23 protein-coding genes, 1 tRNA gene and 1 pseudogene are annotated in these 22,717 nt (G+C 59.4%); 5 read left to right on the plus strand and 20 right to left on the minus strand.

Annotation, left to right across the window (positions count from 1 at the left end; all coding sequences use genetic code 11):
- Positions 1-137: 137 nt before the first annotated feature.
- From ASD32_RS26745 to pcsA, 11 genes are all read right to left on the minus strand, one after another.
- Positions 138-902, minus strand: a complete 765-nt coding sequence (locus tag ASD32_RS26745; protein ID WP_060641080.1) for a FadR/GntR family transcriptional regulator — start codon at positions 900-902, stop codon at positions 138-140.
- A gap of 12 nt (positions 903-914) precedes the next feature.
- The gene (gene yjfF / locus ASD32_RS26750; protein WP_060641081.1) at positions 915-1,883 is read right to left on the minus strand and encodes a galactofuranose ABC transporter, permease protein YjfF; all 969 of its coding nucleotides are present in this window, start codon (positions 1,881-1,883) and stop codon (positions 915-917) included.
- Complete coding sequence (locus ASD32_RS26755) at positions 1,880-2,905, minus strand: ABC transporter permease (protein WP_060641082.1); 1,026 nt, start codon at positions 2,903-2,905, stop codon at positions 1,880-1,882. The genes yjfF and ASD32_RS26755 overlap by 4 nt, the downstream gene beginning before the upstream one ends.
- The gene (gene ytfR, locus ASD32_RS26760; RefSeq protein ID WP_060641083.1) at positions 2,902-4,425 is read right to left on the minus strand and encodes a galactofuranose ABC transporter, ATP-binding protein YtfR; all 1,524 of its coding nucleotides are present in this window, start codon (positions 4,423-4,425) and stop codon (positions 2,902-2,904) included. Before ytfR ends, ASD32_RS26755 begins: the two co-directional genes overlap by 4 nt.
- A 204-nt stretch (positions 4,426-4,629) precedes the next feature.
- Positions 4,630-5,592 (minus strand): galactofuranose ABC transporter, galactofuranose-binding protein YtfQ, encoded by a 963-nt coding sequence (gene ytfQ, locus ASD32_RS26765; protein ID WP_060641084.1) that lies wholly within the window; start codon positions 5,590-5,592, stop codon positions 4,630-4,632.
- Between the two features lie 162 nt (positions 5,593-5,754).
- Positions 5,755-6,825, minus strand: a complete 1,071-nt coding sequence (locus tag ASD32_RS26770) for a BMP family ABC transporter substrate-binding protein (RefSeq protein ID WP_060641085.1) — start codon at positions 6,823-6,825, stop codon at positions 5,755-5,757.
- A 40-nt stretch (positions 6,826-6,865) separates the two neighbouring features.
- Positions 6,866-7,786 (minus strand): ABC transporter permease, encoded by a 921-nt coding sequence (locus tag ASD32_RS26775; RefSeq protein ID WP_060641086.1) that lies wholly within the window; start codon positions 7,784-7,786, stop codon positions 6,866-6,868.
- Complete coding sequence (locus ASD32_RS26780; RefSeq protein WP_060641087.1) at positions 7,786-8,880, minus strand: ABC transporter permease; 1,095 nt, start codon at positions 8,878-8,880, stop codon at positions 7,786-7,788. Before ASD32_RS26780 ends, ASD32_RS26775 begins: the two co-directional genes overlap by 1 nt.
- Positions 8,870-10,444 carry an ABC transporter ATP-binding protein gene (locus tag ASD32_RS26785; RefSeq protein WP_060641088.1) on the minus strand — a complete coding sequence of 525 codons (1,575 nt, stop codon included), beginning with the start codon at positions 10,442-10,444 and terminating at the stop codon, positions 8,870-8,872. Before ASD32_RS26785 ends, ASD32_RS26780 begins: the two co-directional genes overlap by 11 nt.
- Positions 10,445-10,496: 52 nt before the next feature.
- The gene (locus tag ASD32_RS26790) at positions 10,497-11,474 is read right to left on the minus strand and encodes a quinone oxidoreductase (RefSeq protein ID WP_060641089.1); all 978 of its coding nucleotides are present in this window, start codon (positions 11,472-11,474) and stop codon (positions 10,497-10,499) included.
- 9 nt (positions 11,475-11,483) lie between these two features.
- Positions 11,484-12,209 carry a phosphatidylcholine synthase gene (gene pcsA, locus ASD32_RS26795; protein ID WP_060641090.1) on the minus strand — a complete coding sequence of 242 codons (726 nt, stop codon included), beginning with the start codon at positions 12,207-12,209 and terminating at the stop codon, positions 11,484-11,486.
- 279 nt (positions 12,210-12,488) lie between these two features.
- Between pcsA and ASD32_RS26800 the strand changes: the two genes are divergently transcribed.
- On the plus strand, positions 12,489-13,694 hold the full coding sequence (locus ASD32_RS26800) for a UbiH/UbiF family hydroxylase (RefSeq protein WP_060641091.1): 1,206 nt from the start codon (positions 12,489-12,491) through the stop codon (positions 13,692-13,694).
- On the opposite strand, the gene ASD32_RS26805 is transcribed toward ASD32_RS26800, so the two are convergent.
- Complete coding sequence (locus ASD32_RS26805; protein WP_060641092.1) at positions 13,662-14,639, minus strand: AEC family transporter; 978 nt, start codon at positions 14,637-14,639, stop codon at positions 13,662-13,664. The genes ASD32_RS26800 and ASD32_RS26805 overlap by 33 nt on opposite strands.
- A gap of 31 nt (positions 14,640-14,670) precedes the next feature.
- Entirely contained in the window at positions 14,671-15,420 is a 750-nt protein-coding gene (locus ASD32_RS26810) for a cytochrome c biogenesis CcdA family protein (protein WP_060641093.1), read from the minus strand.
- A gap of 189 nt (positions 15,421-15,609) precedes the next feature.
- Here ASD32_RS26810 and ASD32_RS26815 point away from each other — a divergent pair.
- Positions 15,610-15,685, plus strand: a tRNA-Lys gene (locus tag ASD32_RS26815).
- A gap of 263 nt (positions 15,686-15,948) precedes the next feature.
- Here ASD32_RS26815 and ASD32_RS26820 read toward each other — a convergent pair.
- From ASD32_RS26820 to ASD32_RS26830, 5 genes and pseudogenes are all read right to left on the minus strand, one after another.
- Positions 15,949-16,284, minus strand: a complete 336-nt coding sequence (locus ASD32_RS26820) for a hypothetical protein (protein ID WP_060641094.1) — start codon at positions 16,282-16,284, stop codon at positions 15,949-15,951.
- A 154-nt stretch (positions 16,285-16,438) separates the two neighbouring features.
- Positions 16,439-17,437 carry a GlxA family transcriptional regulator gene (locus tag ASD32_RS26825; protein WP_060641095.1) on the minus strand — a complete coding sequence of 333 codons (999 nt, stop codon included), beginning with the start codon at positions 17,435-17,437 and terminating at the stop codon, positions 16,439-16,441.
- 773 nt (positions 17,438-18,210) lie between these two features.
- Entirely contained in the window at positions 18,211-18,408 is a 198-nt protein-coding gene (locus ASD32_RS30885; protein WP_082546954.1) for a hypothetical protein, read from the minus strand.
- Positions 18,397-18,593, minus strand: a pseudogene (locus ASD32_RS30890) (hypothetical protein); the annotation flags it as partial. The pseudogene ASD32_RS30890 and the gene ASD32_RS30885, both read right to left, overlap by 12 nt.
- Before the next feature lie 483 nt (positions 18,594-19,076).
- Positions 19,077-19,790, minus strand: coding sequence for an SOS response-associated peptidase (locus ASD32_RS26830; protein WP_348270754.1), 714 nt, complete (start codon positions 19,788-19,790; stop codon positions 19,077-19,079).
- 622 nt (positions 19,791-20,412) lie between these two features.
- Between ASD32_RS26830 and ASD32_RS30895 the strand changes: the two genes are divergently transcribed.
- Both ASD32_RS30895 and ASD32_RS26845 read left to right on the plus strand, forming a co-directional pair.
- The gene (locus tag ASD32_RS30895) at positions 20,413-20,610 is read left to right on the plus strand and encodes a hypothetical protein (RefSeq protein WP_060641098.1); all 198 of its coding nucleotides are present in this window, start codon (positions 20,413-20,415) and stop codon (positions 20,608-20,610) included.
- The gene (locus ASD32_RS26845) at positions 20,607-20,960 is read left to right on the plus strand and encodes a hypothetical protein (protein ID WP_060641099.1); all 354 of its coding nucleotides are present in this window, start codon (positions 20,607-20,609) and stop codon (positions 20,958-20,960) included. Before ASD32_RS30895 ends, ASD32_RS26845 begins: the two co-directional genes overlap by 4 nt.
- A gap of 171 nt (positions 20,961-21,131) precedes the next feature.
- Here the strand turns inward: ASD32_RS26845 and ASD32_RS26850 are convergent, their stop codons facing one another.
- Positions 21,132-21,359, minus strand: coding sequence for a hypothetical protein (locus ASD32_RS26850; protein ID WP_060641100.1), 228 nt, complete (start codon positions 21,357-21,359; stop codon positions 21,132-21,134).
- Positions 21,356-21,685: a hypothetical protein gene (locus ASD32_RS26855; RefSeq protein ID WP_060641101.1), complete on the minus strand. Its 330-nt coding sequence runs from the start codon at positions 21,683-21,685 to the stop codon at positions 21,356-21,358. Before ASD32_RS26855 ends, ASD32_RS26850 begins: the two co-directional genes overlap by 4 nt.
- Before the next feature lie 171 nt (positions 21,686-21,856).
- Between ASD32_RS26855 and ASD32_RS26860 the strand changes: the two genes are divergently transcribed.
- Complete coding sequence (locus tag ASD32_RS26860; RefSeq protein WP_060641102.1) at positions 21,857-22,714, plus strand: Ku protein; 858 nt, start codon at positions 21,857-21,859, stop codon at positions 22,712-22,714.
- The last annotated feature ends 3 nt before the right edge of the window (positions 22,715-22,717 follow it).

The raw sequence follows: 22,717 nt of genomic DNA on the forward strand, positions 1-22,717 counted from the left end.
CCCTATCAAATAGGCGGAAGACGCAGTTGCAGCAAGGCGGCAACTGAAGATTTCCGGTACTTTTGGGTCTCGTCCTGATTTATCGGCGGGCAAAGGCAACAGTCAGCTGGCTGAAGTCCCAAAACCAAAGGTGGCAATCACCGGGTCAGTGCCTCGACCTCATCGAGCCCTTTGAGGGCCGCCCGGACGCGTTCGCGCCCGACGCGGATGACATTTTCCATTGCCGCGCGTGCCTGCGCCTCATCACGCCGGCTGATCTGCTCGACGATCTTGATGTGCGAGCGCGAGACTTCATCAATGCCTTCGCGGCCCGATGCCGGTGAGCTCAGCTTGAAGATACCGACCAGCGCCGCCTCGATCAGACTGCCGACGGTGCGCATGAAGGGATTGCCGGAGGCTTCGACGACGGCGAGATGAAAGCGCAGATCGGCCATTGCCAGCGTTTCGGCCGTGTGTCCGGGATCGCCCATGGCGACCGCCAGCCGCATCATGCCGCTGATCTCGGCTTCCGTCGCATTGACGGCCGCAAGGGCTGCGGCATGCGGTTCGAAGGCCAGGCGTATCTCGCTCAGATGATAGAGGAATTCCTCATCGACGCCCCGATGGAAATGCCAGGTCAGCACATCGCTGTCGAACAGGTTCCACTGGTTTTTCGCCGTCACCCGTGTGCCGATGCGGGCGCGTGGCACGATCAAGCCCTTGGCGGCCAGCGTCTTCATCGCCTCGCGCAACACCGTGCGCGATACCTTGAAACGCATTGCCAGTTCCGGATCACCGGGCAGGATGGAGCCCACGGGAAATTCGCCCGACACGATGGCCTTGCCCAGTTCGTCCACCACCTGCGCGTGGCTTGTGCGCGTTCGCGCACCGGTCAAGACGGTTTCGAGCAGACCCTTTCGCAAGCAACTCCCCCCTCAGGAATATGTTTTGTTTCGGCGTGACAACAGCAGGATGGCTTTTTGCATCAAGATGAATGCGAACAGCAAAGCACCGATCAGAATTTTCGTCCACCAACTCGACAGCGAACCATCAAAGGTGATGTAGGTCTGGATCAGGCCCTGGATCAAGACGCCGATAAGCGTTCCGCCGACAAAGCCTGCACCGCCCGTCAGAAGCGTTCCCCCGATCACAACCGCAGCAATCGCATCCAGCTCGACACCCACCGTGGCCAGCGAATAGCCTGCCGATGTGTAGAGGGAATAAACGATTCCCGAAAGCCCGGCGAGAAAGCCGGACAGACCGTAGATCATCATCGTCGTGCGCCCAACAGGAACGCCCATAAGAGCCGATGTCTGGGTGCCGCCGCCCAGCGCATAGACATTGGTGCCGAAGCGGGTGCGCTGGGCAATGAGGATACCGGCGGCGAAAACCAGGAGCATCAGTCCGCCAATCAGCGTGATGCGGCCACCGCCGGGCAGCTTGTAGTAGAAGGTCTTCATCGCCGCATAAAACGGATGCTTGATCGGGATCGAATCGACCGACAGGACAAAGGCCATGCCGCGGGCGAGAAACATGCCGGCCAAGGTAACGATGAAGGCGGGCATTTCCAGATAGTGGATGATTGCCCCCATGACCGCGCCGAACAGCGTGGTGATCACAAGGACAAGCGCGAAGGCGGCCAGCGGATGAATGCCGGTATTCTGCAGGAGAACGGCAAGGAAGATACCGGTGAAGGCGATGACCGAGCCGATGGACAGGTCAATGCCGCCGGACAGGATCACGAAGGTCATGCCAACGGCGGCAATGCCCAGAAAGGCATTGTCGGTCAACAGGTTGCCGATGACACGCGTTGACAGGATATTCGGATACTGGGCAGCGCAAGCCGCATAGGACACGACGAAGATGACGATAGTGGCGATCAGCGGGAGATATTTCTGGTTCATCTGACGGACTGCTCCGCTCTGTCTCTACGGACCGATTTGCGGCCAAGGAAGGTCAAGCCCGACTGCACGCGCGGCGACTGGATGACGAGGATGATGACGATGATCGCCGCCTTGATGATCAGGTTGAATTCCGGCGGAAAACCCGAGGACAGGATGCCGGTATTCACAGCCTGAATGATCATCGCGCCGATCAGCGAGGCAACGATGCTGAACCGTCCGCCGAGCAGCGACGTTCCGCCGACAACGACGGCGAGAATGGCATCAAGCTCGAGCCAGAGGCCGGCATTGTTGGCGTCGGCGCCCCTGATATCAGCCGTGACGATCAACCCGGCGACCGCAGCACACAGGCCCGACAGCATATAGGCCGCCATCAACAGCAGCGGCGTCTGAATGCCCGACAGCGTGCTGGCGCGGCGGTTGATGCCGACAGCCTCGATCAGCATTCCGAGCGCCGTGCGCCGCACCAGCGTTGCAATGGCGATGCCGAAGACAAGCCAGATGACAACGGGCATAGGCAGACCAAGAAAGGAACCGCTGCCGATGAAGATCAGGCCGGGATCGTTGAAGGTGAGGATCGCGCCTTCGGTTACCAGCTGCGCAATGCCGCGCCCCGCCACCATCAGCACAAGCGTCGCAATGATCGGCTGGATATTCAGGACAGACACCAGAAAGCCGTTCCAGACGCCGCAGATCAGGCCCGTCCCCACTGCCAGCAACAGCGTGACCGCCAGCGGATCGCCGCGCACGCTGGATGCGGCGGCAACAGCGCCACAGATGGCCATGACGGCGCCGACGGAGAGATCGATACCTTTGGTGGCGATCACCACCGTCATTCCGACGGCCAGAAGTGCGACCGGGGCACCGCGATTGAGAATGTCAATCAGGCTGCCATAAAGCCGGCCGTTCTGTATCTGGATGGAAAAGAAATCGGGAAAGACCAGCCGGATCAGAATCAGAATCAGCGCCAGCGCCACGAATTGCGGCAGAAGGCGCCAGCCAAGGCGTTTTGCGGTGTCGATCATCGTGCGCCTCCTTGATCCGTTGCCGCCGCAATGGAATTGACGATATGTTCGGTGGTGATCTCGCTGCCGGTGAGTTCGGCGACATGGGCACGATCCCGCAGCACGATGATGCGCGTACTGTACGCCACGAGTTCCTCCAATTCAGACGAGATGACGATCAGCGACATGCCCTCAGCGCAGAGTTCCCCGATCAGGCGGATGATTTCCGCGTGGGCGCCGACATCGATGCCGCGCGTCGGTTCGTCGAGGATGAGAAATTGCGGATTGGTCGCAAGCCACCGCGCCAGGATAGCCTTCTGCTGATTGCCGCCGGAGAGCAGCCGGATCGGCTTTTCCCGGTCGCTGGTCCGGATGTCCAACGCCTTGATATAGCGGTCGGCCAGCGCATTCTGCTCGGATGCCGACAGTGGCCGCGCCCAGCCACGCCGGGCCTGCAGGGCGAGAGCGATGTTTTCGCGCACGGACAGTTCGCCGATAATGCCGTCCAGCTTGCGGTCCTCGGGACAGAAGCCGAAACCTTCGGCGATGGCAGCGCGCGGCGAGGACAGGTTGACCGTCTTGCCGCCGATATCGACGCTGCCGCTATCGGCCCTGTGCACGCCGAACATCAGCTCCGCGGTCTCGGTGCGGCCGGAGCCGAGAAGGCCGGCGATGCCGACGACTTCCCCCTTGCGGACGTCGAGATCGAACGGCTTGATCTTGCCGGCCTTGCCAAATTTCGAAAACCGGACATGCACCGGGCCGCTAGCCGCGTCCGTTTCCGCAACCGCCTTTTCGACCGACTGGAGTTCATGGCCCAGCATCATCGTGACGAGTTCGCGGCGCGGCAGTGATGCGGTATCACGCGTGCCGACCAGCTGGCCGTTGCGCAGCACGGTGATACGGTCGGAGAGGTCGTAGACCTGTTCCAGAAAATGGGTAATGAAGACAATGCCGAGCCCCCTCGCCTTGAGATCACGGACGATGCCAAACAGCATTTCCACTTCCTGGGCATCAAGGCTGGCGGTCGGTTCGTCGAGGATCAGCACCTTGCCGGAGAGATCAACGGCACGCGCGATCGCCACCACCTGCTGGATGGCGACGGAATAGCTTTCGAGCGCTACAGAGACGTTGATGTCGATACCATATTGCGCCAGCAGGCCTTTGGCCCGCCGGTTCATCTCGCCGGCCTGAATGAGCCCGAAACGGCGGGGCTGGCGGCCGAGGAAGAGATTTTCGGCTACGCTCAGATTTCCGAGCAGATTGACTTCCTGATAGACGGTGCCGATCCCGAGCTTTTGCGCATCGAGCGTGTCGCGCGGATCAATCTCCTCGCCATCGAGCGTCAGTTGCCCGGCATCGCGGCGGTACGCGCCGGTCATGCATTTGATCAGCGTCGATTTTCCAGCACCGTTTTCGCCCAGCAGCGCATGCACTTCGCCGCGCCGCAGCGAGAAATCGACCTTGTTGAGGGCTATGGCACCTGGAAAGGATTTCACCATCCCGGCGGCGACAAGAATATCGTTTGAGCTGTTTGGCATGAAACCGGATTCTTCAAGGCTACGAGGCCGGGCTGCGCGGGAAAGTCGCCTGCCGGGGACGCGCCGGTGGCGGGCAGTAAACCCCGTGGCAGTCCGCAGGCTTGGCGACTGAGACGGCACAAGACGGTTTGCCGGCATCGCATTCCCATCGACATCCCGGACAAAGGTCCGTGGATGCGACGGGAGCGCGATGCCGGCAGTTGATCAGTAGCCGAGGCCCTTCTTTTCCTCATAGACCTTCTGCGGATCGTCAGCCTGGGTGTAAAGCTTCGATTCCGTCTGGATCCACTTGGCAGGCTTGGTGCCGTCCTTGAGGAACGCGTCGAGTGCGTCCAAAGCAGGACCTGCCATGTTCGGCGTCAATTCGACAGTGGCATTGGCTTCACCGGCCGCCATCGCCTGGAAGATATCCGGAACGGCATCGATGGAAACGACGAGGATATCCTTGCCCGGCTTCAGGCCGGCTTCCTTGATTGCCTGAATGGCGCCGACGGCCATGTCGTCATTGTGGGCGTAGAGCGCGCAGATGTTCTTGCCGCCATCTTCCGCCTTCAGGAAGCTTTCCATGACTTCCTTGCCCTTGGTACGGGTGAAGTCGCCTGTCTGGCTGCGGATGATCTTCAAGTTATCATGACCCTTCAGAGCTTCTTCGAAACCCTTCTTGCGATCGATAGCCGGCGAAGAACCTGTCGTGCCTTGCAGCTCGACAACGTTGCACTGCTTGGTGCCGACAGTATCGACCAGGAATTTGCCGGCGACATTGCCTTCGTGAACGAGGTCGGAGGTGACGGCCGTCAGGTAGAGATCATCGGACGAATCGACCGTACGGTCGAGAAGGATGACCGGGATTTCGGCGTCCTTGGCTTCCGTCAGAACTTCATCCCAGCCGGTTGCGACGACCGGTGCGATGAGAATCGCATTGACGCCCTGGGCGATGAACGACCGCAACGCCTTGATCTGGTTTTCCTGTTTTTGCTGAGCGTCGGCGAATTTGAGGTCGATGCCGCGCTTTTCCGCTTCCTGCTTGGTCAGCGTCGTTTCAGCCGCGCGCCAGCCGGATTCAGAGCCGATCTGCGAAAAGCCGATCGTCAGATCGGCGGCCGAAGCCGGGCCAAACATGCAGGCAGCCAGAACCGTGGCACAGCTCAGTGCAGTCTTGATTTTCATGATTTTCCTCCCAAAAAGCTGCTCCTCAGCAGCGCAGTCAAAAAATCATACTATATGATTTATGTAAACAGTATTTCGCATATGTCCGTTCGAATTTTCACAGCCGGAACCAAAAAGGGCGGCCTTGCGGCCGCCCCAGATTGCGAAATCGTGATGCCGGAATTATTGCGGCAGTTTGTCGTCAACGCCTTCGACGTAGAAGTTCATGCCCAGAAGCGTGCCGTCATCCGAGGACGCGCCGGCGGCCAGCCATTCCGAGCCGTCCTGCTTCTTCAGCGGGCCGGTGAAGGGCTTCAGTTCGCCCGATTCGATCTTCTTCTGGGTCTCTTCCGCCAGAGCCTTTACGTCGTCGGGCATGTTGGTATAGGGCGCCATGGTCAGGATGCCGTCCTTCAGGCCGTCCCAGCTCGACGATGTCTCCCACTTGCCGTCCAGAAACAGCTGGGTGCGCTTGATGTAATAGGCGCCCCAGGTATCGACGATCGCCGTCAGCTGGGTTTCGGGTCCTGCCTTGATCATGTCGGATGCCTGGCCAAAGGCCTTGATGCCGCGCTCGGCAGCAACCTGCATCGGCGCGGTCGTGTCGGTATGCTGTGTCAACACGTCAACGCCCTGGTCGATCAGCGCCTTGGCGGCATCGGCTTCCTTGCCTGGGTCGAACCAGGTGTTTGCCCATACGACCTTGATCTTGAAATCAGGGTTGACGGAGCGGGCGCCGGTGACGAAGGCATTGATGCCCATCACCACTTCCGGGATCGGGAAGGAAGCGATGTAGCCGGCCACACCCTTTTGCGAAATCTTGGCAGCGATCTGGCCCTGAATATAACGGCCCTCATAGAAGCGGCTGTTATAGGTGGCAAGGTTCGGGGCGGTCTTGTAGCCGGTGGCGTGCTCGAACTTCACGTCGGGGAATTTCGCGGCAATCTTGACGGTTGCATCCATGAAGCCGAACGACGTGGTGTAGATCAGGCCGCAACCGGAACGCGCCAGGCGCTCGATGGCGCGCTCGGCATCGGGACCTTCCGGAACGTTTTCGAGAAACTGCGTTTCGATCTTGTCGCCCAGCGCCTTTTCAAGCTCCAAACGGCCGATATCATGGGCCTGTGTCCAGCCACCGTCGGTCTTCGATCCAACATAGACGAAGCAGACTTTTGCCTTGTCGGCGGCATAGGCGCCAGCGGAAAACCCGATGACGGCCGCCGTCGTGGCGAGTACGAAAAGCAGTTTTTTCATTTTTGACCCCTGTAGGTTTGGTTTGCGTTGTTGTTCTTGTTCACCGGTCTGGCACAAAGGACTTGCCGAGCGAAGCCGGCGTATTGATCAACGTCGTGCGCCGGTTGTGCGAGATGAGAATGAGTACGATAATTGTCGCCAGGTAGGGAAGAGCAGAAAGGAACTGCGAGGGAATGTCGATGCCGCGAGCCTGCACATAAAGCTGGCTGATCGACACGGCGCCAAAGAGGTACCCACCCGCGATGATCCGCCAGGGCCGCCAGGATGCAAAGACCACCAGCGCCAGCGCGATCCAGCCACGCCCGGCCGACATGTTCTCAGCCCATTGCGGCGTGTAGACCAGCGACAGCTGTGCCCCCGCCAGCCCGGCGCAGGCGCCACCGAACATCACGGCCAGATAGCGGGTGCGGATGACGTTGATCCCAAGCGCATGCGCCGAAGCATGGCTGTCGCCAACGGAGCGCAGTTTCAGCCCGGCACGGCTCTTGAACAGGAACCAGTTGACACCGGCGACCAGCGCGATCGAGAGATAGAAAATCAGATCCTGCCTGAACAGAAGAGGCCCTAGGAACGGGATATCCGACAGGACCGGAAAGACGATCTGCGGGAGCTTGATGCCGGATTGCCCCAGATAGGGTTCGGCGATCATGCTGGATACGCCAAGCCCAAGAATGGTCAAAGCGAGGCCCGTCGCCACCTGATTGGCAACCAGCGTCAGGGTCAGAAAGCCGAACAGCAGCGAAAACAGCGCTCCGGCCGCAATGCCGGCAAGGATGCCGATATAGGGAGAGCCGGTGACCTGCGTGGCGATGAAGGCGCAGGCTGCCCCCATCACCATCATGCCCTCGACACCGAGATTGAGAACGCCGGAGCGCTCGGTGACCAGTTCGCCGATGGCCGCCAGCACAAGCGGCGTGGCTGCGGTAATCACCGTCAACAGCATGGCTTCGAAGATACCCATCAGCGCACCCCCTCGCCGGTCGTTTTGGACAGATCGTACCACATCATCCGGATCTTATAATGGATGAGCGTATCGCAGGAGAGGACGAAGAACAGAAGCAGCCCCTGGAACACCCGGATCGGCTTGTCGGAAATCTGCAAGGATACCTGCACCGCCTCGCCGCCGAGATAGGTGAGCGCAAGCACAAGCCCGGCAACGACGATCCCCAGCGGATTGAGCCGGCCGAGAAAGGCGACGATGATGGCAGTGAAACCGTAGCCGGGAGAAATGACCGGGCGCAGCTGCTGGATTGCGCCGCTGACTTCGGCAATGCCGGCAAGACCGGCGAGAGCGCCCGAGAGCAGCATGGAAAACCAGATCATCTTGCGCGACGAGAAACCGGCGAACCGCCCTGCCCGCTGGGATTGGCCAAGCACGGTGATCTCGAAGCCTTTCAGCGTGTAGCGCATCATGAACCAGATCAGGATCGCGGCGATGATCGCAAAGCCGAAGCCCCAATGCGCGCGCCCCGACGCGATCATTTCCGGCAGGATGGCGGTTGCGTCGAAGGTGCGGGTTTCCGGAAAATTCATGCCACCCGGATTGCGCCAGGGTCCGCGCACCAGCCAGTCGAGAAACAGCTGTGCGACATAGACCAGCATCAGGCTGGTGAGAATTTCATTGGTATTCAGATGCGCCTTGAGGAAGGCGGGAATGCCGGCAAACAAGGCGCCGCCCAGCATGCCGAGCAGCATCATCAGCGGCAGAACCAGCGGCGATTGCCATTCATAGAACACCACGGGCAGGATCGATCCGGCGATCGCCCCCATGATGAACTGGCCCTCGGCGCCGATATTCCAGTTGTTCGAACGGTAGCAGATCGACAGGCCAACCGCGATGAGAATGAGCGGCGCTGCCTTGATCGCCAGTTCATGCAGCGACCAGACTTCCGTCAACGGTTCGATGAAGAAGCTGTAGAGCGCTGCAAACGGGTCCTTGCCCAGCATCATGAACATGATGCCGCCGAAGAACAGCGTCAGGCCGAGCGCGATGAACGGCGACAGGATGGAAAACAGCTTGGAGACGTCGGGACGCCGTTCCAGTTCAATGCGCATGCGCCGTCTCCGCAGTCTCGGTCTTGCCATACATACCGCCCATCAACAGGCCGATCTTTTCACGCGAGAGGTCGGAGGCCGGATAGATGTCGGACAGCTTGCCTTCGCTGATCACGGCGATCTCGGTGGCAACCTCGAAAATCTCGTCGAGGTCCTGGCTGATGACCAGAACGGCCGAACCGGATTTGGCGAGATCGACCAAAGCCTGGCGGATGCGGCTGGCCGCCCCAGCATCGACGCCCCAGGTGGGCTGGTTGACGATCAGGACTGCCGGTTGACGGTCGAGTTCACGCCCAACGATGAATTTCTGCAAATTGCCGCCCGACAGGGACCCGGCCGGCGGGTTCTCGCCGCTCTTGCGCACATCCATCGCGGCCGAAATGCGCTTTGCCGCCATTTTCACCGCATCCTGGCGGATCAGCCCCAAAACGCCGCCGCCAAGAAAGGCGCGCCGGTCGGATTGGCTGCGGGCAAGGATGAGATTGTCAGACAGCGACAGCGCCGAAACGGCCGCATGGCCATGGCGCTCCTCGGGCACGAAACCCGCGCCCATCAACCTTCGGGCATTGATGCCGCGCGTCCCAACCGGCCTATCCGAGATTAAAATGACATCGTCGGTAGCAACAGGATATTCTCCGGACAGGGCATCGAACAGTTCGCCTTGCCCATTGCCCGCAACGCCGGCGATTGCCAGCACTTCGCCGGCATGCACTTTCAGACAGATATTTTTTAAGGACACAGCGAACGGCGTTCTGGCCGCCGCAGTCAGATGTCGGGCCTCAAGTTTCACCGCGCCTTTCGCGCTCGTGCCGTCGGCACTCACATGCGCGATATCGCTGCCGACCATCATGCGCGCCAGCGAAGCCGGGGTCTCGCGGCGGGGATCGCACGCGCCCGTCACCTTGCCGTGGCGCAGAACGGTGGCGCGGTCGCAGATGCGCTGCACCTCTTCCAGCCGGTGGCTGATGTACAGGACCGAGCGCCCCTCGGCTTTCAGCTTGTTCAGCGTTTCAAACAGCCGGTCGGCCTCCTGCGGCGTCAGCACCGAGGTCGGCTCATCGAGAATGATCAGTTTTGGGTTTTGCAGAAGTGCGCGGACGATTTCGATCCGCTGGCGCTCGCCGACAGACAGGTCGGCCACATGCGCATGCGGATCCAGCGGCAGGCCATAGGCATGCGACAGATCGGAAGCCTCCTTGGCGATCCGCGCCAGCGATACGCCGGGATCCATCGACAGTGCGATATTTTCGGCCACCGTCAGCGCCTCAAACAGCGAGAAATGCTGGAACACCATGCCGATGCCGAGCTTGCGGGCAGCACTCGGGCTCGCAATGCGCACCGGCTGCCCCTGCCAGACGATCTGGCCGCTGGTGGGAGCGAGCACGCCGAACAGCATCTTCACCAGCGTCGACTTCCCGGCGCCGTTTTCGCCGAGAAGCGCATGAATTTCGCCCGGCCTGATATCGAGATTGATTCCGTCGCAGGCAGCGAATGTGCCGAACAGTTTTGTCAGTTGGCCAACAGCCAGCAATAGACTGTTGGCGGGTTGTCCCTCAGCCGACACGCCGCCCCTCTTTTCTCATAGTTAGCTGCCCTGGCTGCCTCTCCGGCTTGTCTCAGGGAATCAGCAGTGTTGTTCCGCTCGTTTTTCTTGCTTCCAGATCCGCATGCGCCTGGCTTGCATCGGCAAGCGCATAGGTCTGGTTGATATTGATACGCACTTTGCTGCTTTGCACAACATCAAACAGGGAGTTTGCACATGCCTCCAGGGCGGGCCGTGTCGAAACATAGCTGAACAACGTCGGGCGCGTGGCAAACAGCGAGCCTTTCTGCGCCAGAATTCCGATATTGACACCTTCGACCGGACCCGAAGAGTTGCCGAAACTGACCCAGAGGCCGCGCGGCTTGATGCAGTCAAGCGAGGCCGGATACGTGTCCTTGCCAACCGAATCATAGACCACATCGACGCCCTTGCCGTTGGTGATCTCTTTGACGGCGCTCACAAAATTGTCGGTGCGGTAGTTGATGACATGATCGTAGCCATGCGCCAGCGCCAGATCGATCTTGTCCTGCGAACCCGCCGTTCCGATCACGGTTGCGCCGAGCGCCTTGGCCCATTGGCCTGCGATAAGGCCGACGCCGCCGGCAGCTGCGTGAAACAGAAGCGTGGTTCCCGGCCCGACCTTGAAGGTCTGGTTCAAAAGATATTGCGCCGTCATGCCCTTCAACATCATCGCCGCTGCGGTTTCCAGGGTGATATCGTCGGGAACCTTCACCAGCTGCGAAATCTCGATATTGCGCTCGCTCGCATAGGCGCCGTCGGAGGATGCATAGGCGACGCGATCGCCAACGGCAAAGGTGCTGACATTATCCCCGACCGCAGTCACAATCCCGGCGCCTTCCTTGCCCGGAATGAACGGCAGCCCCTCGGCCGATTTATAGAGACCGGTGCGGAAATAGACGTCGATGAAGTTCATGCCCACCGCGACCTGGCGGATCTGCACTTCGCCGGGACCGGGCGCGGAAAGCGTGATGCCTTCGATTTTGAGAACATCCGGACCGCCGAGCGTCCGCACCATGATGGCCTGCGCCATGAAACCTCCTCAACCCCGTCCGAGCCGGGGAAATATCTGCAAGACGAAACCAATGACATAGAGATAGATGCCGGTGCCGACGACGCCGGCCACGACCCAGGCGGGCGTGTCGAAATGCAACAGCAGCGCATAGCCGCTCAGCACCGACCAGATGGTAAAGACTGCCAGGTTGAGCGGCCGCAGACGCTTGACGCGCACCGGATGCAGGAAGCTGATGGGCATGAAGGTCAACACGACCGAGACGAAAACGACGATCGAAGCCGCCAGTTCGCTGGCATCGATGACGAACAGCGTGAACACCACCATGTTCCAGACGACCGGAAAACCGGAGAAGAAATATTCGTCCGTCTTCATGCCCATATCGGCATAGTAGATCGCGCTCGACATCACGATGGCGCCGGCCGCGAAGAACGACCAGGGCTCGCCGATCATGCCGCTCTGATAAAGGGCAAAAGCCGGAAGCAGCACATAGGTGACGTAATCGATGACATTGTCGAGCGTATCGCCGGACCAGTTGGGCAGCACTTCCTTGACCCGGACCTTACGGGCGATCGGACCGTCGATCCCATCAACGGCGAGCGCCAGGCCGAGCCACCAGAACATATCGACGAAGCGGTGTTCGGCGGCGGCGACCACACCCAGAAAGGCGAGAAACGAGCCGGATGCGGTGAGAATATGAACGGAAAATGCGCGAATTTCCGCGTAGGGCACGCGCTTGTAGTTAAAAAACTTCATCGGCAGACGCACCCTGTCCTTACTCTGCGCTTTCCTTGGAAGCATGCTGAACCGGCCGTTTCAACGGCCCACACTCCCGTCCCCATACTGTCGCACGGGTATTGGCGGTAATATGCACCGTTTGAGTTTGGCTGCCAGTAAAAATCACGAGGTGCCGCAAAACCGTACCAATCAACTGTGGATGCGACATTCATCTGCGCCATTTCACCCCATTTCATTCGCAGCCTGCGGCAGTTAAGATCGCGGCCTCAACCGAAGAATGGACGGGAAGCGCAGGCCATGGAGCATTTTGAAATCGCCGTTATCGGTGCCGGGTTGGCCGGATCGCTGGCTGCGCTGGCATTCGCAGACACCGGCCGCAGCGTTGCGCTGATTGCGCCGGCCGCAGGCAAAGCCGATGGCCGCACCACGGCGCTGATGGATCAGTCGCTGACGCTTGTCCGCGAGCTTGGCCTGTGGGAGGCAGTGGAGCCGCTTGCCGCCCCCCTCTCCAGCATGCGAATCATCGACGCGACAAACCGGCTGCTGCGTGCGCCGACGGTCACCTTTCATGCCGCCGAAGTCGGGCTCGAAGCGTTCGGATACAATATTCCCAATGCCCCCTTTCTTGCCCTGCTTGAGCAGGAAGCGGAAAAACGGCAATTCCTCACCCGGATGACCACCAGCCTGACCGCTGTCGAATTCGAGACGGACCGGGCGATCCTGACGCTCGATGATGGCAGCAGCCTCACCGCCGGCCTCGTTATCGGTGCCGATGGCCGCAGATCAGGCGTGCGCGACGCAGCCGGGATCGAGGTCAGGAATTGGTCCTATCCACAAAGTGCGCTGGTGCTCAATTTCTCCCACCAGGTGCCCCACCAGACGATCTCGACGGAATTCCACACGCCGCACGGACCGTTCACGCAGGTCCCGCTGCCGGGTGGATTGCGATCGAGCCTCGTCTGGGTCCAGAAGCCGGAAGATACCGGAGAGACGCTGGCGCTTTCGGCCGATGCCTTGGGCTTGGCGGTGGAGCAGCGCATGCAATCGATGCTCGGGAAAGTCACGATCGAGGGCACGCCGCAGTCCTTTCCCCTTTCCGGCATGGCTGCGAAATCCTTTGGCAAGGGCCGCGCGATCCTGATCGGCGAAGCCGCCCATGCTTTTCCACCGATCGGCGCGCAGGGGCTCAATCTCAGTCTACGCGACATCATGGCGGCGGTTTCACTGCTGGGTTCCTCGCCGGTTCCAGAGGATTTTGGTGCACGCTACGACCGCAAGCGGCGCGCGGATATTCTCAGCCGCACCGTCAGCGTCGATCTGCTCAATCGCTCGCTGCTGTCGGACTTCCTGCCGGTGCAGATGCTGCGCGCGGCCGGCCTGCAGGCCCTGGCAAGCGTCGCCCCATTTCGTAATCTGATGATGCGCGAAGGCATCAATCCCGGCAGCGCCCTGCAATCCCTGCGCACGACGTTACGGGAAAAGATCAGCCGGAAGAGCGCCTGAACTGATGAGATAAAGCAGCATCGTCACTGTCGCCACCGAGAGCACGGTGGTGATCAGGATCGTTGCCGACGCCCGTTCCTGCCAGACGCCATATTGCTGGCCGATGACAAAGACGTTGGTGGCCGTCGGCAATGCGGCCAGGAGCACGGCCGTCTGCACCCAGACCGGATCGAAATTGCCAACGAAGCTCAGAACCAGATACATCAGCACCGGATGCAGGATCAGCTTGGCCGGAACAATATAGGCGATCTCGGCGGGGATGCGCTTCAGCGGCCGCAGCGCCAAGGTCACGCCCATGGCAAACAGCGCACAGGGCGCCGCTGCCTGCGCCAGATAGTCGATCAGCCGCTGAACCGGCAGCGGCGGCTGGAACGACATGGACGCGGCGATGACGCCAGCGATCGTGGAGAGGATAAAGGGATGCAGCAGGATTTTCCGGGCAATCCCAAGCACTAGGCGCGCAGGCGAACTTTTCTCTCCGCCCGCCAGCGCCATCATCGCCGGTGCGACCATGAAATGCAGGACATTCTCGAAGCAGAAGATCAGCGCCACGGGCACCGCTGCCCGTTCGCCCAATGCCAAAAGCGCCAGACCCGGCCCCATATAGCCGATATTGCCATAGGCCCCGGCCAATCCCTGCACCGTCGATTCGGCGAGCGAATTGCGGCGGATCAGATAGCCGGCGCTAAACACCAGAGCAAAGACGGTGTAGGTCGCACCGATCGAGGCGAAAACGAAATCAAAGCGGGTGAGCTGCTCAATCGGCGTCTTTGATACCAGCTTGAAGAACAAAGCCGGCAGCGCAATGTAGATGATGAAGACATTGAGCCAGCCCATGGCATCGCCGGCGCCCTCGCCTGCCTGATTGCGGGCAAATTTCGCCGTCAGGTAGCCAACGAAGATCAGGCCGAAAAACGGCAGTACCAAACCGGCAATTTCGGCCATTGCGTGCGAGACCTCTGTTTGAGGTTCGTGCTTAGCCGATTTGCATCAGGACTGGAAAGGTTTCCTGGAACCAGATGGCCATGGAACTGATAAAACCAAAGACGAAGGCAAGGCCGGCAAGGATCAGGAACACGCCCATCAGTTTTTCCACCAGGCCGAGATGGCGGCGGAAGCGCGACAGGAATTTCATGAAAGCGCTGGAAAACCCAGCCGCAATCCAGAACGGAATGGCAAGCCCCAGCGAATAGACCGCAAGAAGCAGGGCGCCATCGGTGACCGTGTCGCGGGCTGCGGCAACGCCGAGAATCGTGCCGAGAACCGGGCCGATGCAGGGCGTCCAGCCGAACGCAAAGGCAAGCCCCATAATATAGGCGCCCGACAGCGTCGCCGGCTTTCCGCCGCCCTGAAACCGCGCCTCGCGCCCGAGAATGCCGATGCGGAACACACCAAGGAAATGCAGGCCCATGATGATAATGACAATGCCGCCGATGCGCGAAAGAATGTCGATATGCTGGCGCAGCACAAGACCGATGCTGGATGCCCCTGCCCCGAGAGCCACGAAAACCGTGGCAAAACCGAGCGTGAACAGGAAAGCGGCCCCGAACACCGCGCGCCGTGTTCCCGTCGAGGCAACCTGCGTTTCACCGCCGCGAAACTGATCCACCGATATGCCAGCCATATAACAAAGATAGGGCGGCACCAGCGGCAGGACGCACGGAGACAGGAAAGACAATGCGCCCGCCAGGACGGCGGTCCAGATGGAAATATCAGCGATGGACACTCGGTCAAAACTCCAGCCTGCAACAAGCCCGGCCGTCTTAGCCCCGAAGCCTGTCCCAAACCAATCACCTTTTGGCGATCTCCTTGGAAAACATCGTTTTTGCACTTTTGCCCGTTTTTTGGGTTGACCAAAACAAGCGCGCTGTGCATATGTCCGCCCACTTCCGCCGGTCATCACAGACCGCCATGGGAGAGCGTAGCTCAGTCGGTAGAGCAACTGACTTTTAATCAGTAGGTCCAGGGTTCGAATCCCTGCGCTCTCACCAAAAAATCAGATAATTATTATATCACAATCGCTTGCGGTTTGGCCCCAGCAGCTTTTGCGGCTCTGTCTTCAGGTATCGCGCGAAACATCCTCGGAACGCGCGAAGTTTTGACCGTCCTGACGACGTCCCATCCAAACGCTTACGGAATTTGTCTACCCTTTGCGGAATCGCCACATTGTCAAACGAAAGCAGCGTCGCCCGTGAAGGCGACGCTGTTTTGGTCTTAACATTCCGGCGCTACGGGTCCGGCGCCCATTGCCGCGTCAGCCGCGGCGGTAGTAGCCTGGGCGGTCGGGGTTGTATTCCGGGACTTCGCAGCGGGGATCGTTGCTGCAGCGGCGGTCGTCGCCGCGCCGGTCATCGCGCCGATCCGTGCGGCGGTCGTCGTCGTTGCGGTCGCCGCGGCCCGGGTCGCGATCGCGGGAATAACGGGAATAATCGGTCCGGTCACGTGCGCGGTCATAACGATCGTCGCGGTCGAAGGTATCACGCGGACGCATCGTGTAGCCGTCGCCCTGATAGGACGGTCCTTCGCTAACGCAACCGGCGAGCATCAGGGTCGAAAGGCCGATTGCGCTGGCCAGAATAAGGGTTTTCATTGTCGTTCTCTCTCTCCATTTCGAAGAGAGATATGGCTGCCGCAGGGTTGCGGCAAGGGGCAATGATGATGGCGGCCCGCCTCTTCGTACAATCGCCCCAAATTGGCCGGCATCGAGGACGGCAAAAGAAGGGCGGCTACGGCAAATGCCTGCTTCACTTGCCGGGATGGCGGCCCAGGCGCAGCTTCAGCGGGCTTTCGCCATATTGACGTTTGAACGCGCGCGAGAAGGATGACAGGCTATCGAAGCCGCAGCGAAGGGCGACTTCGCGGATGCTGAGTTGGGTGTCGCCGACCAGACGCTGCGCTGCCTGCAGCCGCAGCCGCAGATAGTAGCTTCCGGGGCTGATCCTGAGCGCTCTTGCAAACCGGATTTCGAGCTGGCGCTGCGACTGCCCGGCGCGTCGTGCCAGCGCTGCAATCGACAAGGGCCGGTCAAGCGTGCGCTCCATCAGGCGGATCGCCTTGGCAAGGCCGGGATCAAGCGCCTCCATGCGGCCGAGAGACACCAGCGGCTGGGCATCCGTTGCCGCATGGGTTTCGTCATAGACAAAGATGCTGGCGACATCGAGAGCGACGGATGAGCCAAAACGCTGCCGGATCAGATGCAGCATCATGTCGAAGGTCGGCGATGCGCCACCGGATGTCCAGAATTTGCCGTCGGTCACGAACCGGTCGGCCCGGACGGACACGTCCGGAAAAGCCAGCGCGAAATCCTCCAGTTCCTCCCAATGCGCCGTCGCTGTGCGGCCGTTGACGAGTCCGCAGCGCGCCAGGAGCCAACAGCCCGATTCGATGCCCGCGACCACGGAAAAATGCCGCGCAGCCGCCTGCAGGCTGGCGATGAACGGTTTTTGCGCATAGCGATCGAGGTTGAAACCGCCGATGATCAACAGGCCGTCGCCCTGGACCTTCGCCGAAAACGTCCCATCCACCGCAATCATGACGCCACAGGTCAGAAGCACCGGCTCTCCATCCGGAGACAGAATTTTCCACGCGAACAGGGTTTTTCCAGCCACCCGGTTGGCGGCGCGCATCGGGTCCAGCACCGAGGCCAGCGACATGATCGAGGATTCCGGCAGCACGACAATCACGACCTCCACATTTCCATCGGAAGTCAAAGGCGGTTGATCGGAAACAGGGCGTGGCGACATGGGAGAAATGTCAAATTTCCTGCGCCTTTTGTCAAATGAATTGGGGCCATTCAGGCATGATGCCGCTGTAAGACCTCCCATCCGCAGTGCTTTTGCCTGCAGATGTCTGGAAATTCCCCCTACCGACCTTTACCGGACGGGTCGAATGGCAGAGATGCCTTCGGCCCGTTTTTTTGGCCTTGTATTGGTGGCCGGGCATTCATCCGCTGCCACCGTGGCGGTTTTCCGGGCACGCAGAAATGCGTCTCATCATGCAGCAGAAATGCCTTCCGGTACATCGCAGCAGTGAAAGGAACGAAACCGCGCAACCACGCGTTACGAGAGCGGTTCAATAGAGGAAATTTCAATGCAGCGCTGCGATCTCCTGATTCATGAGGATTGTCCTCATCACAATCCCAATATTAAAATCTCGTTTTTATCGCGGAGGCTGTGATGGCAGCTCCAACCGTCCACCCATCCTTACCGGTTCAGCGCGAGACGTCGGACTATCGGCATTTTATGATGCGGGAATTGCTGATTTGGGTCATAGGGGTGCCCGTCCCGATCGCCGCCGTCATTGGTTTTTTCGTCCTTTAAAATCGATCAAAACCGGCCGTTGACGTTGCGCTGGCATCGATAAGCCTCGTCTCGACCAAGAGGCGATAACGCCATTGGCCGTGACGCCGCGCTGCACGCAACGCTGCCGAACCCTCCCGCAAGCTCCTGACCACCTAAACCCTGTGCACTTAGGGGTAGGCCGCTAAGATATGACGCCAGCGCAACATTGGCATCCGCTAATCGCGGGAACGGTCTGGTTCAGTTTCGTCATAATTGACATCCCAATCCTTTTCCGGCCCCTGTTTGCCAGGCGGAGTGCGATGACCGGTTATGTCCTCTGATCCCGTGACCACTGTCGGCTTGGCACTGGCAACCCCGGAGTTTGCACCGTCCGCGCGCGATTTGGCATACTGGCCCTCTGCATCCTCCTTGATCTTGAGGGAATCCGAAGGGCTGTTACGTTCCGGATCCTGATTGTTTCACCCAGTGCATCCCGATCGACGTCCGGGTCATCCGTCGCAGGCAGGTAGCCCCTTGGCCTGGTTTCTTCCGGACCTTCCCAACGCGGGGACTGATCGGTTGTGCCGGGTGCGCCGTCTGTCGGTATGTTTTTGCTCATGGTCTTTCTCCTGTGATGGAGCGGAAACCAGCCACAAGGGCAGAAGTTCCTTGTGATACTTTGAGCTGCAGAGCCGGAGCGCTCGGAAGACCCTCATTCGTGGTGGTTCCTGCCGTCTGTCATCTTGGAGGCGATCCACCTTCCAATTGATCCTTGCATGCGCCAATACGCGCGCGTCGTTTTGGTGCTGTGACTGGGCGCATCTGCAAAGCGGCAGCGCTACAAGAGGAGGAGGTGCACATTGAGAGGGAAAAGCCAAACGCCCGTCAAACAGCGAAAGATATCTCGCTAAGCCCTTGAAAAGATTGGCGACCCCTGCAGGGCTCGAACCTGCGACAACCTGCTTAGAAGGCGGAAAGCCAATCCAGGATTCTCAGGGCTTCCAGCAAAACGGTTTACAATTACCGCCCCACGTTTCATTGGATAATCTTGGCACGATGTAAACGTTTCACCGCACCCAAGCTGACCAGATCAAGCGGATGATCAGAGCGAATTGATTATCGGCTTCTTCGTATCCGTGCCGTCATATCGGGAATTGTTCACCTCGCGCCCCACCCTGAAAAACTCCAGATTGCTGTCGATCTGATTATCCACCAGGACCGCTTTGGCGGCGCTGCCCTGCACCCCAAGGTCAAGCCACTGATCATAGGCGGCCGGATCGAGGATCACCGGCATGCGGGAGTGGATATTCGAGATTTCATCGACGGCCGGCGCGGTGATGATCGTGCAACTGGTAACGCCCAGCTTGTCGTTGTGCGCCCAAAGCCCGGCAAATGAGAACGGCCGACCCTCCGGCATCTGCAACAGCCACGGGTCTTTTTTTCCATCCTCCTCGCTCGTCGTCCACTCGAAATAGCCATCGGCGGGAATCAGGCAGCGTTTCGACTTGAATGGATCCCGGTAGGCGCCGGAGGTATCGACTGTCTCGATCCGGGCATTGAACATGGCAGCCTTGGGCAATTCCTTTGCGAAGAGAGGGACCAGCCACCAGCGGCCGCTATCCAGCACAAGCTCCCCCTCTCGATCCTTGTGAGCAAACGCGACTGTCGATGTCGGGGCGATATTGAAGCCGGGCCGCATGTTCGAGGCGGGAGCCGCCTTCTCGTGGATGCTGTAGAGCGCGTGAAGCTCCGCCCAGGTCATGAGGTTCGTATAGCGTCCGCACATTCGATCTCTCCCTCGATCAGCATCAGGCATCCTTGCGCAACGGAGGAAGAGTTTCAATGTACAATTCGAAGCCGTCTTGACTCTCCGCCGAACGAGAACGTAATCAGAACATTCACGGCGATGCGGCCGTCAATCTGGAATCAGTTGGAGGCTTCGAACGGGAGAATTTCCGGTGAAGCATAGGCGCGGTATCGATCTTACCAGCGGCGGCGACGCAGTGCCAATTGGCAACGCCGCTGAACTTGCGTGGATGAGTTTTGAAAAGCTTTCCGAGTGGTATGTGCTTGGGGCCTGCTGTCAGTCGTGCGGCAGGACAAACTGGCTCGACCGATGGGAGTTGCAGCGCAGGTTCGGCAAGGCAACCTTTCTGGAAACGCTTCGCCCAAAGTTGAAGTGCATACACTGCAAGGAGCGCGGCAGGAGCCATTTCGTGATCGGGAAGATGCCTCGCAATGTATGAGGGCTTCCCTGAGACTCGACCACATGGGATGAGATAATGGCGAAGGCTTAAGCAACGAGCACCGCATTTTTTGTGACTTGGAGCGTGACCAGTCTGGTTGACGCCCTCCCAAAGCGAACTAGATGAGCCTGCCCAATGAAGGCGGAAATTCGCCGGCAGCCGCGCGAGGATCGCTGATTCCGGGAGGTAAACATGCAGAACGATTGGCCAAAAAAACGCGCTCGGAGAGGCAAAGTCATTTCTGTCGAGGAATTTTGTAAAAAGTATGAGCTGCAGCCCGAAGAGGCCCACCGGCTTTACAAGATTTCCGGCCCATCAGAATATGATCTGGATTTGCTCATGGCAGCGAAGGGTATAGTCCCAACGAAAAGTGAGGGCCCAACTCTATGACTACCCCTGAGGAACGCCGAGAGCGCTGGAACCGTTCAGTCGCGCATAAGATCGCCCACGGCCTGCGCGTCGAAACTGATCCGGTGTTCCTGGGTTGGATCGAGGAGTGGATCGCCGGCGAGGTCAAGATTCAAGAAGTTCAGCGCAGATACGCCGGCCTTCTCCATTCAAGAGGACAGACCAGCTCCGCACAGCCCGACGTTGACCTGACCCTAATTTTGGAGAAGTTGCGCGAGGAAATCCCGGAGATGGGCGACTTTGCTCCTCGGCGTGCTAAGGATCGATCGCAGACCACACGCGCAGTGGATGCTGCTTGGGGCATCAACGAGTTGGAGAAGAAGCATGAGTGACGAGACACGTCCCATCCACCCGAACTCCCCGGTGCATTTCGAGCACTGGTGCCGACATGAGGGCTGCACGAAGTGGGGATCGTTTGGCAAAGAGCGCGGTCGCGAAACCGAGTGGCGCTGCATGGAGCACGTAGCGGCCGACTACTGGGATGGCTTGTCTCGGTCTATTAATTAATGCGCCACGCCTTGTCGGCTGGCTTGCTCTTGAATTGCCGCCGCAAGCGCCGCACGGCGCTGCTCGGGAAGCTTCAGGATAAAGGTATCCATGTCGCGCCCGAAGTTTGACCAGGCCTTGTCACCCGCCTCCCCGCGCTCAATCACCCCAGCTGCCTCGAGATCCGTCCGATCCATATTGACCCGGGCAAGTGAGATTTGAAGCAAGTCTGTGCCTGTAATCATTGCCCTACCCCTTGTTGTCTGTAATTCAAGGTGCCGTGGCTCGACTGCCGAGAGTTGAAGTCCGGTTCGGCCGCTTCTTCTGCCTGGACGAGCTTGTGGTAACAAGACCCGATATCCTGAGCGATGCCGTCTGCATCGTAAAGGTAGCCATCCGTTCCACCATCAGTCTCAATTATCTCGGCAATCGAGTCCATCATCACGCGGCCGAGGCGCTGCAGAGCATCTCTGTGGCGGTCGGCGCCGGAACTGGCGAACTCTCGATTGGCGTCATCCAGAGCTTGGCGCATGGCCTGAAACGACCCGTCGATATGGAGTTGCGCATTCATTGCATCACCCTCCTGTCATGGGATTGCTGAAACAGACTCCTCTAACGCAATACCCGTGGATTGGTTCATCTTACTCTAGACAGACGACTAAAAGCCACAATTGATTCGCGTATTAGCCGGAACAAACGTACTATCTCGACGTTGGATCCGCGCTCATCAGGAGAAATCAATATGGCCGGACGTGCTCTTTGGAAGGGTTTTCTGAAGTTTGCCGAGATCAGCTGCCCGGTAGCGCTGCACAGCGCCGCCTCGACCTCGGAGCGGGTAAGCTTCAACACACTCAACCGTAAGACCGGCAACCGGGTGAAGCGTGAGTATGTCGATATCGACACATGGAAGGTCGTCGAGAAAGAAGACCAGATCAAAGGCTTTGAAGTCGATGACAATCGCTACGTTCTATTCGAGCCGGACGAACTTGCTGCAGCGGTCCCACAGAGTGATAAGACACTCCGAATTCAGTCGTATGTGCCATTCCAAGAGATTGATGATCTCTACTTCGACAAACCCTACTACCTCCTGCCCGATCGTTTGGGCGAGGAAACCTTTGTACTGATCCGCGATGCGATGGAAGAATCGAACGTCGGAGCCCTCGCCGAAGCTGTGCTCTTTCGACGGCGAAGAACGGTTTTGATCCGCGCCCATGGCGATGGTTTAATCGCCACCACTCTCAACTTTGATTATCAGGTTCGCTCGGCAAAGGACGCCTTCTCCGAGATCCCGGCATTGAAGATCGAAGGTGAGATGCTGGAACTGGCAAAGCATATTATCAAGACCAAGGCCGGGTTATTCGATCCGAAAACCTTTGACGACCGATATGACGCGGCTCTAGCCGAGCTGGTGAAAGCGAAGATCGAAGGGCGAGCGGTCTCCGTCAAGAAGCAGCCCAAGGTCGAGCCATCGACAAATCTTATGGAAGCACTTCGGATGAGTGCCGGCTTCGGGTCAGCGCGTGCGTCCAAGCCGAGGACCGCGACAGCGAAACGAGCAGCGCCCGCACCACGGCCGGCTGCTCGCAAGAAGGCGAGTTAACCC

It is taken from the genome of Rhizobium sp. Root483D2, from assembly GCF_001426685.1.
In the GTDB taxonomy this organism is placed as follows: Bacteria; Pseudomonadota; Alphaproteobacteria; order Rhizobiales; family Rhizobiaceae; genus Pararhizobium; species Pararhizobium qamdonense.

Bases quoted from the DNA above. Each gene is read 5' to 3' on its own strand.
- yjfF (WP_060641081.1), bottom strand. From the start codon at position 1,883: ATGAACCAGAAATATCTCCCGCTGATCGCCACTATCGTCATCTTCGTC.
- ASD32_RS26755 (WP_060641082.1), bottom strand. From the start codon at position 2,905: ATGATCGACACCGCAAAACGCCTTGGCTGGCGCCTTCTGCCGCAATTC.
- ytfR (WP_060641083.1), bottom strand. From the start codon at position 4,425: ATGCCAAACAGCTCAAACGATATTCTTGTCGCCGCCGGGATGGTGAAA.
- ytfQ (WP_060641084.1), bottom strand. From the start codon at position 5,592: ATGAAAATCAAGACTGCACTGAGCTGTGCCACGGTTCTGGCTGCCTGC.
- ASD32_RS26770 (WP_060641085.1), bottom strand. From the start codon at position 6,825: ATGAAAAAACTGCTTTTCGTACTCGCCACGACGGCGGCCGTCATCGGG.
- ASD32_RS26775 (WP_060641086.1), bottom strand. From the start codon at position 7,786: ATGGGTATCTTCGAAGCCATGCTGTTGACGGTGATTACCGCAGCCACG.
- ASD32_RS26780 (WP_060641087.1), bottom strand. From the start codon at position 8,880: ATGCGCATTGAACTGGAACGGCGTCCCGACGTCTCCAAGCTGTTTTCC.
- ASD32_RS26790 (WP_060641089.1), bottom strand. From the start codon at position 11,474: ATGGCGCAGGCCATCATGGTGCGGACGCTCGGCGGTCCGGATGTTCTC.
- pcsA (WP_060641090.1), bottom strand. From the start codon at position 12,209: ATGAAGTTTTTTAACTACAAGCGCGTGCCCTACGCGGAAATTCGCGCA.
- ASD32_RS26800 (WP_060641091.1), top strand. From the start codon at position 12,489: ATGGAGCATTTTGAAATCGCCGTTATCGGTGCCGGGTTGGCCGGATCG.
- ASD32_RS26805 (WP_060641092.1), bottom strand. From the start codon at position 14,639: ATGGCCGAAATTGCCGGTTTGGTACTGCCGTTTTTCGGCCTGATCTTC.
- ASD32_RS26820 (WP_060641094.1), bottom strand. From the start codon at position 16,284: ATGAAAACCCTTATTCTGGCCAGCGCAATCGGCCTTTCGACCCTGATG.
- ASD32_RS26825 (WP_060641095.1), bottom strand. From the start codon at position 17,437: ATGTCGCCACGCCCTGTTTCCGATCAACCGCCTTTGACTTCCGATGGA.
- ASD32_RS26830 (WP_348270754.1), bottom strand. From the start codon at position 19,790: ATGCCTGATGCTGATCGAGGGAGAGATCGAATGTGCGGACGCTATACG.
- ASD32_RS30895 (WP_060641098.1), top strand. From the start codon at position 20,413: ATGCAGAACGATTGGCCAAAAAAACGCGCTCGGAGAGGCAAAGTCATT.
- ASD32_RS26845 (WP_060641099.1), top strand. From the start codon at position 20,607: ATGACTACCCCTGAGGAACGCCGAGAGCGCTGGAACCGTTCAGTCGCG.
- ASD32_RS26850 (WP_060641100.1), bottom strand. From the start codon at position 21,359: ATGATTACAGGCACAGACTTGCTTCAAATCTCACTTGCCCGGGTCAAT.
- ASD32_RS26855 (WP_060641101.1), bottom strand. From the start codon at position 21,685: ATGAATGCGCAACTCCATATCGACGGGTCGTTTCAGGCCATGCGCCAA.
- ASD32_RS26860 (WP_060641102.1), top strand. From the start codon at position 21,857: ATGGCCGGACGTGCTCTTTGGAAGGGTTTTCTGAAGTTTGCCGAGATC.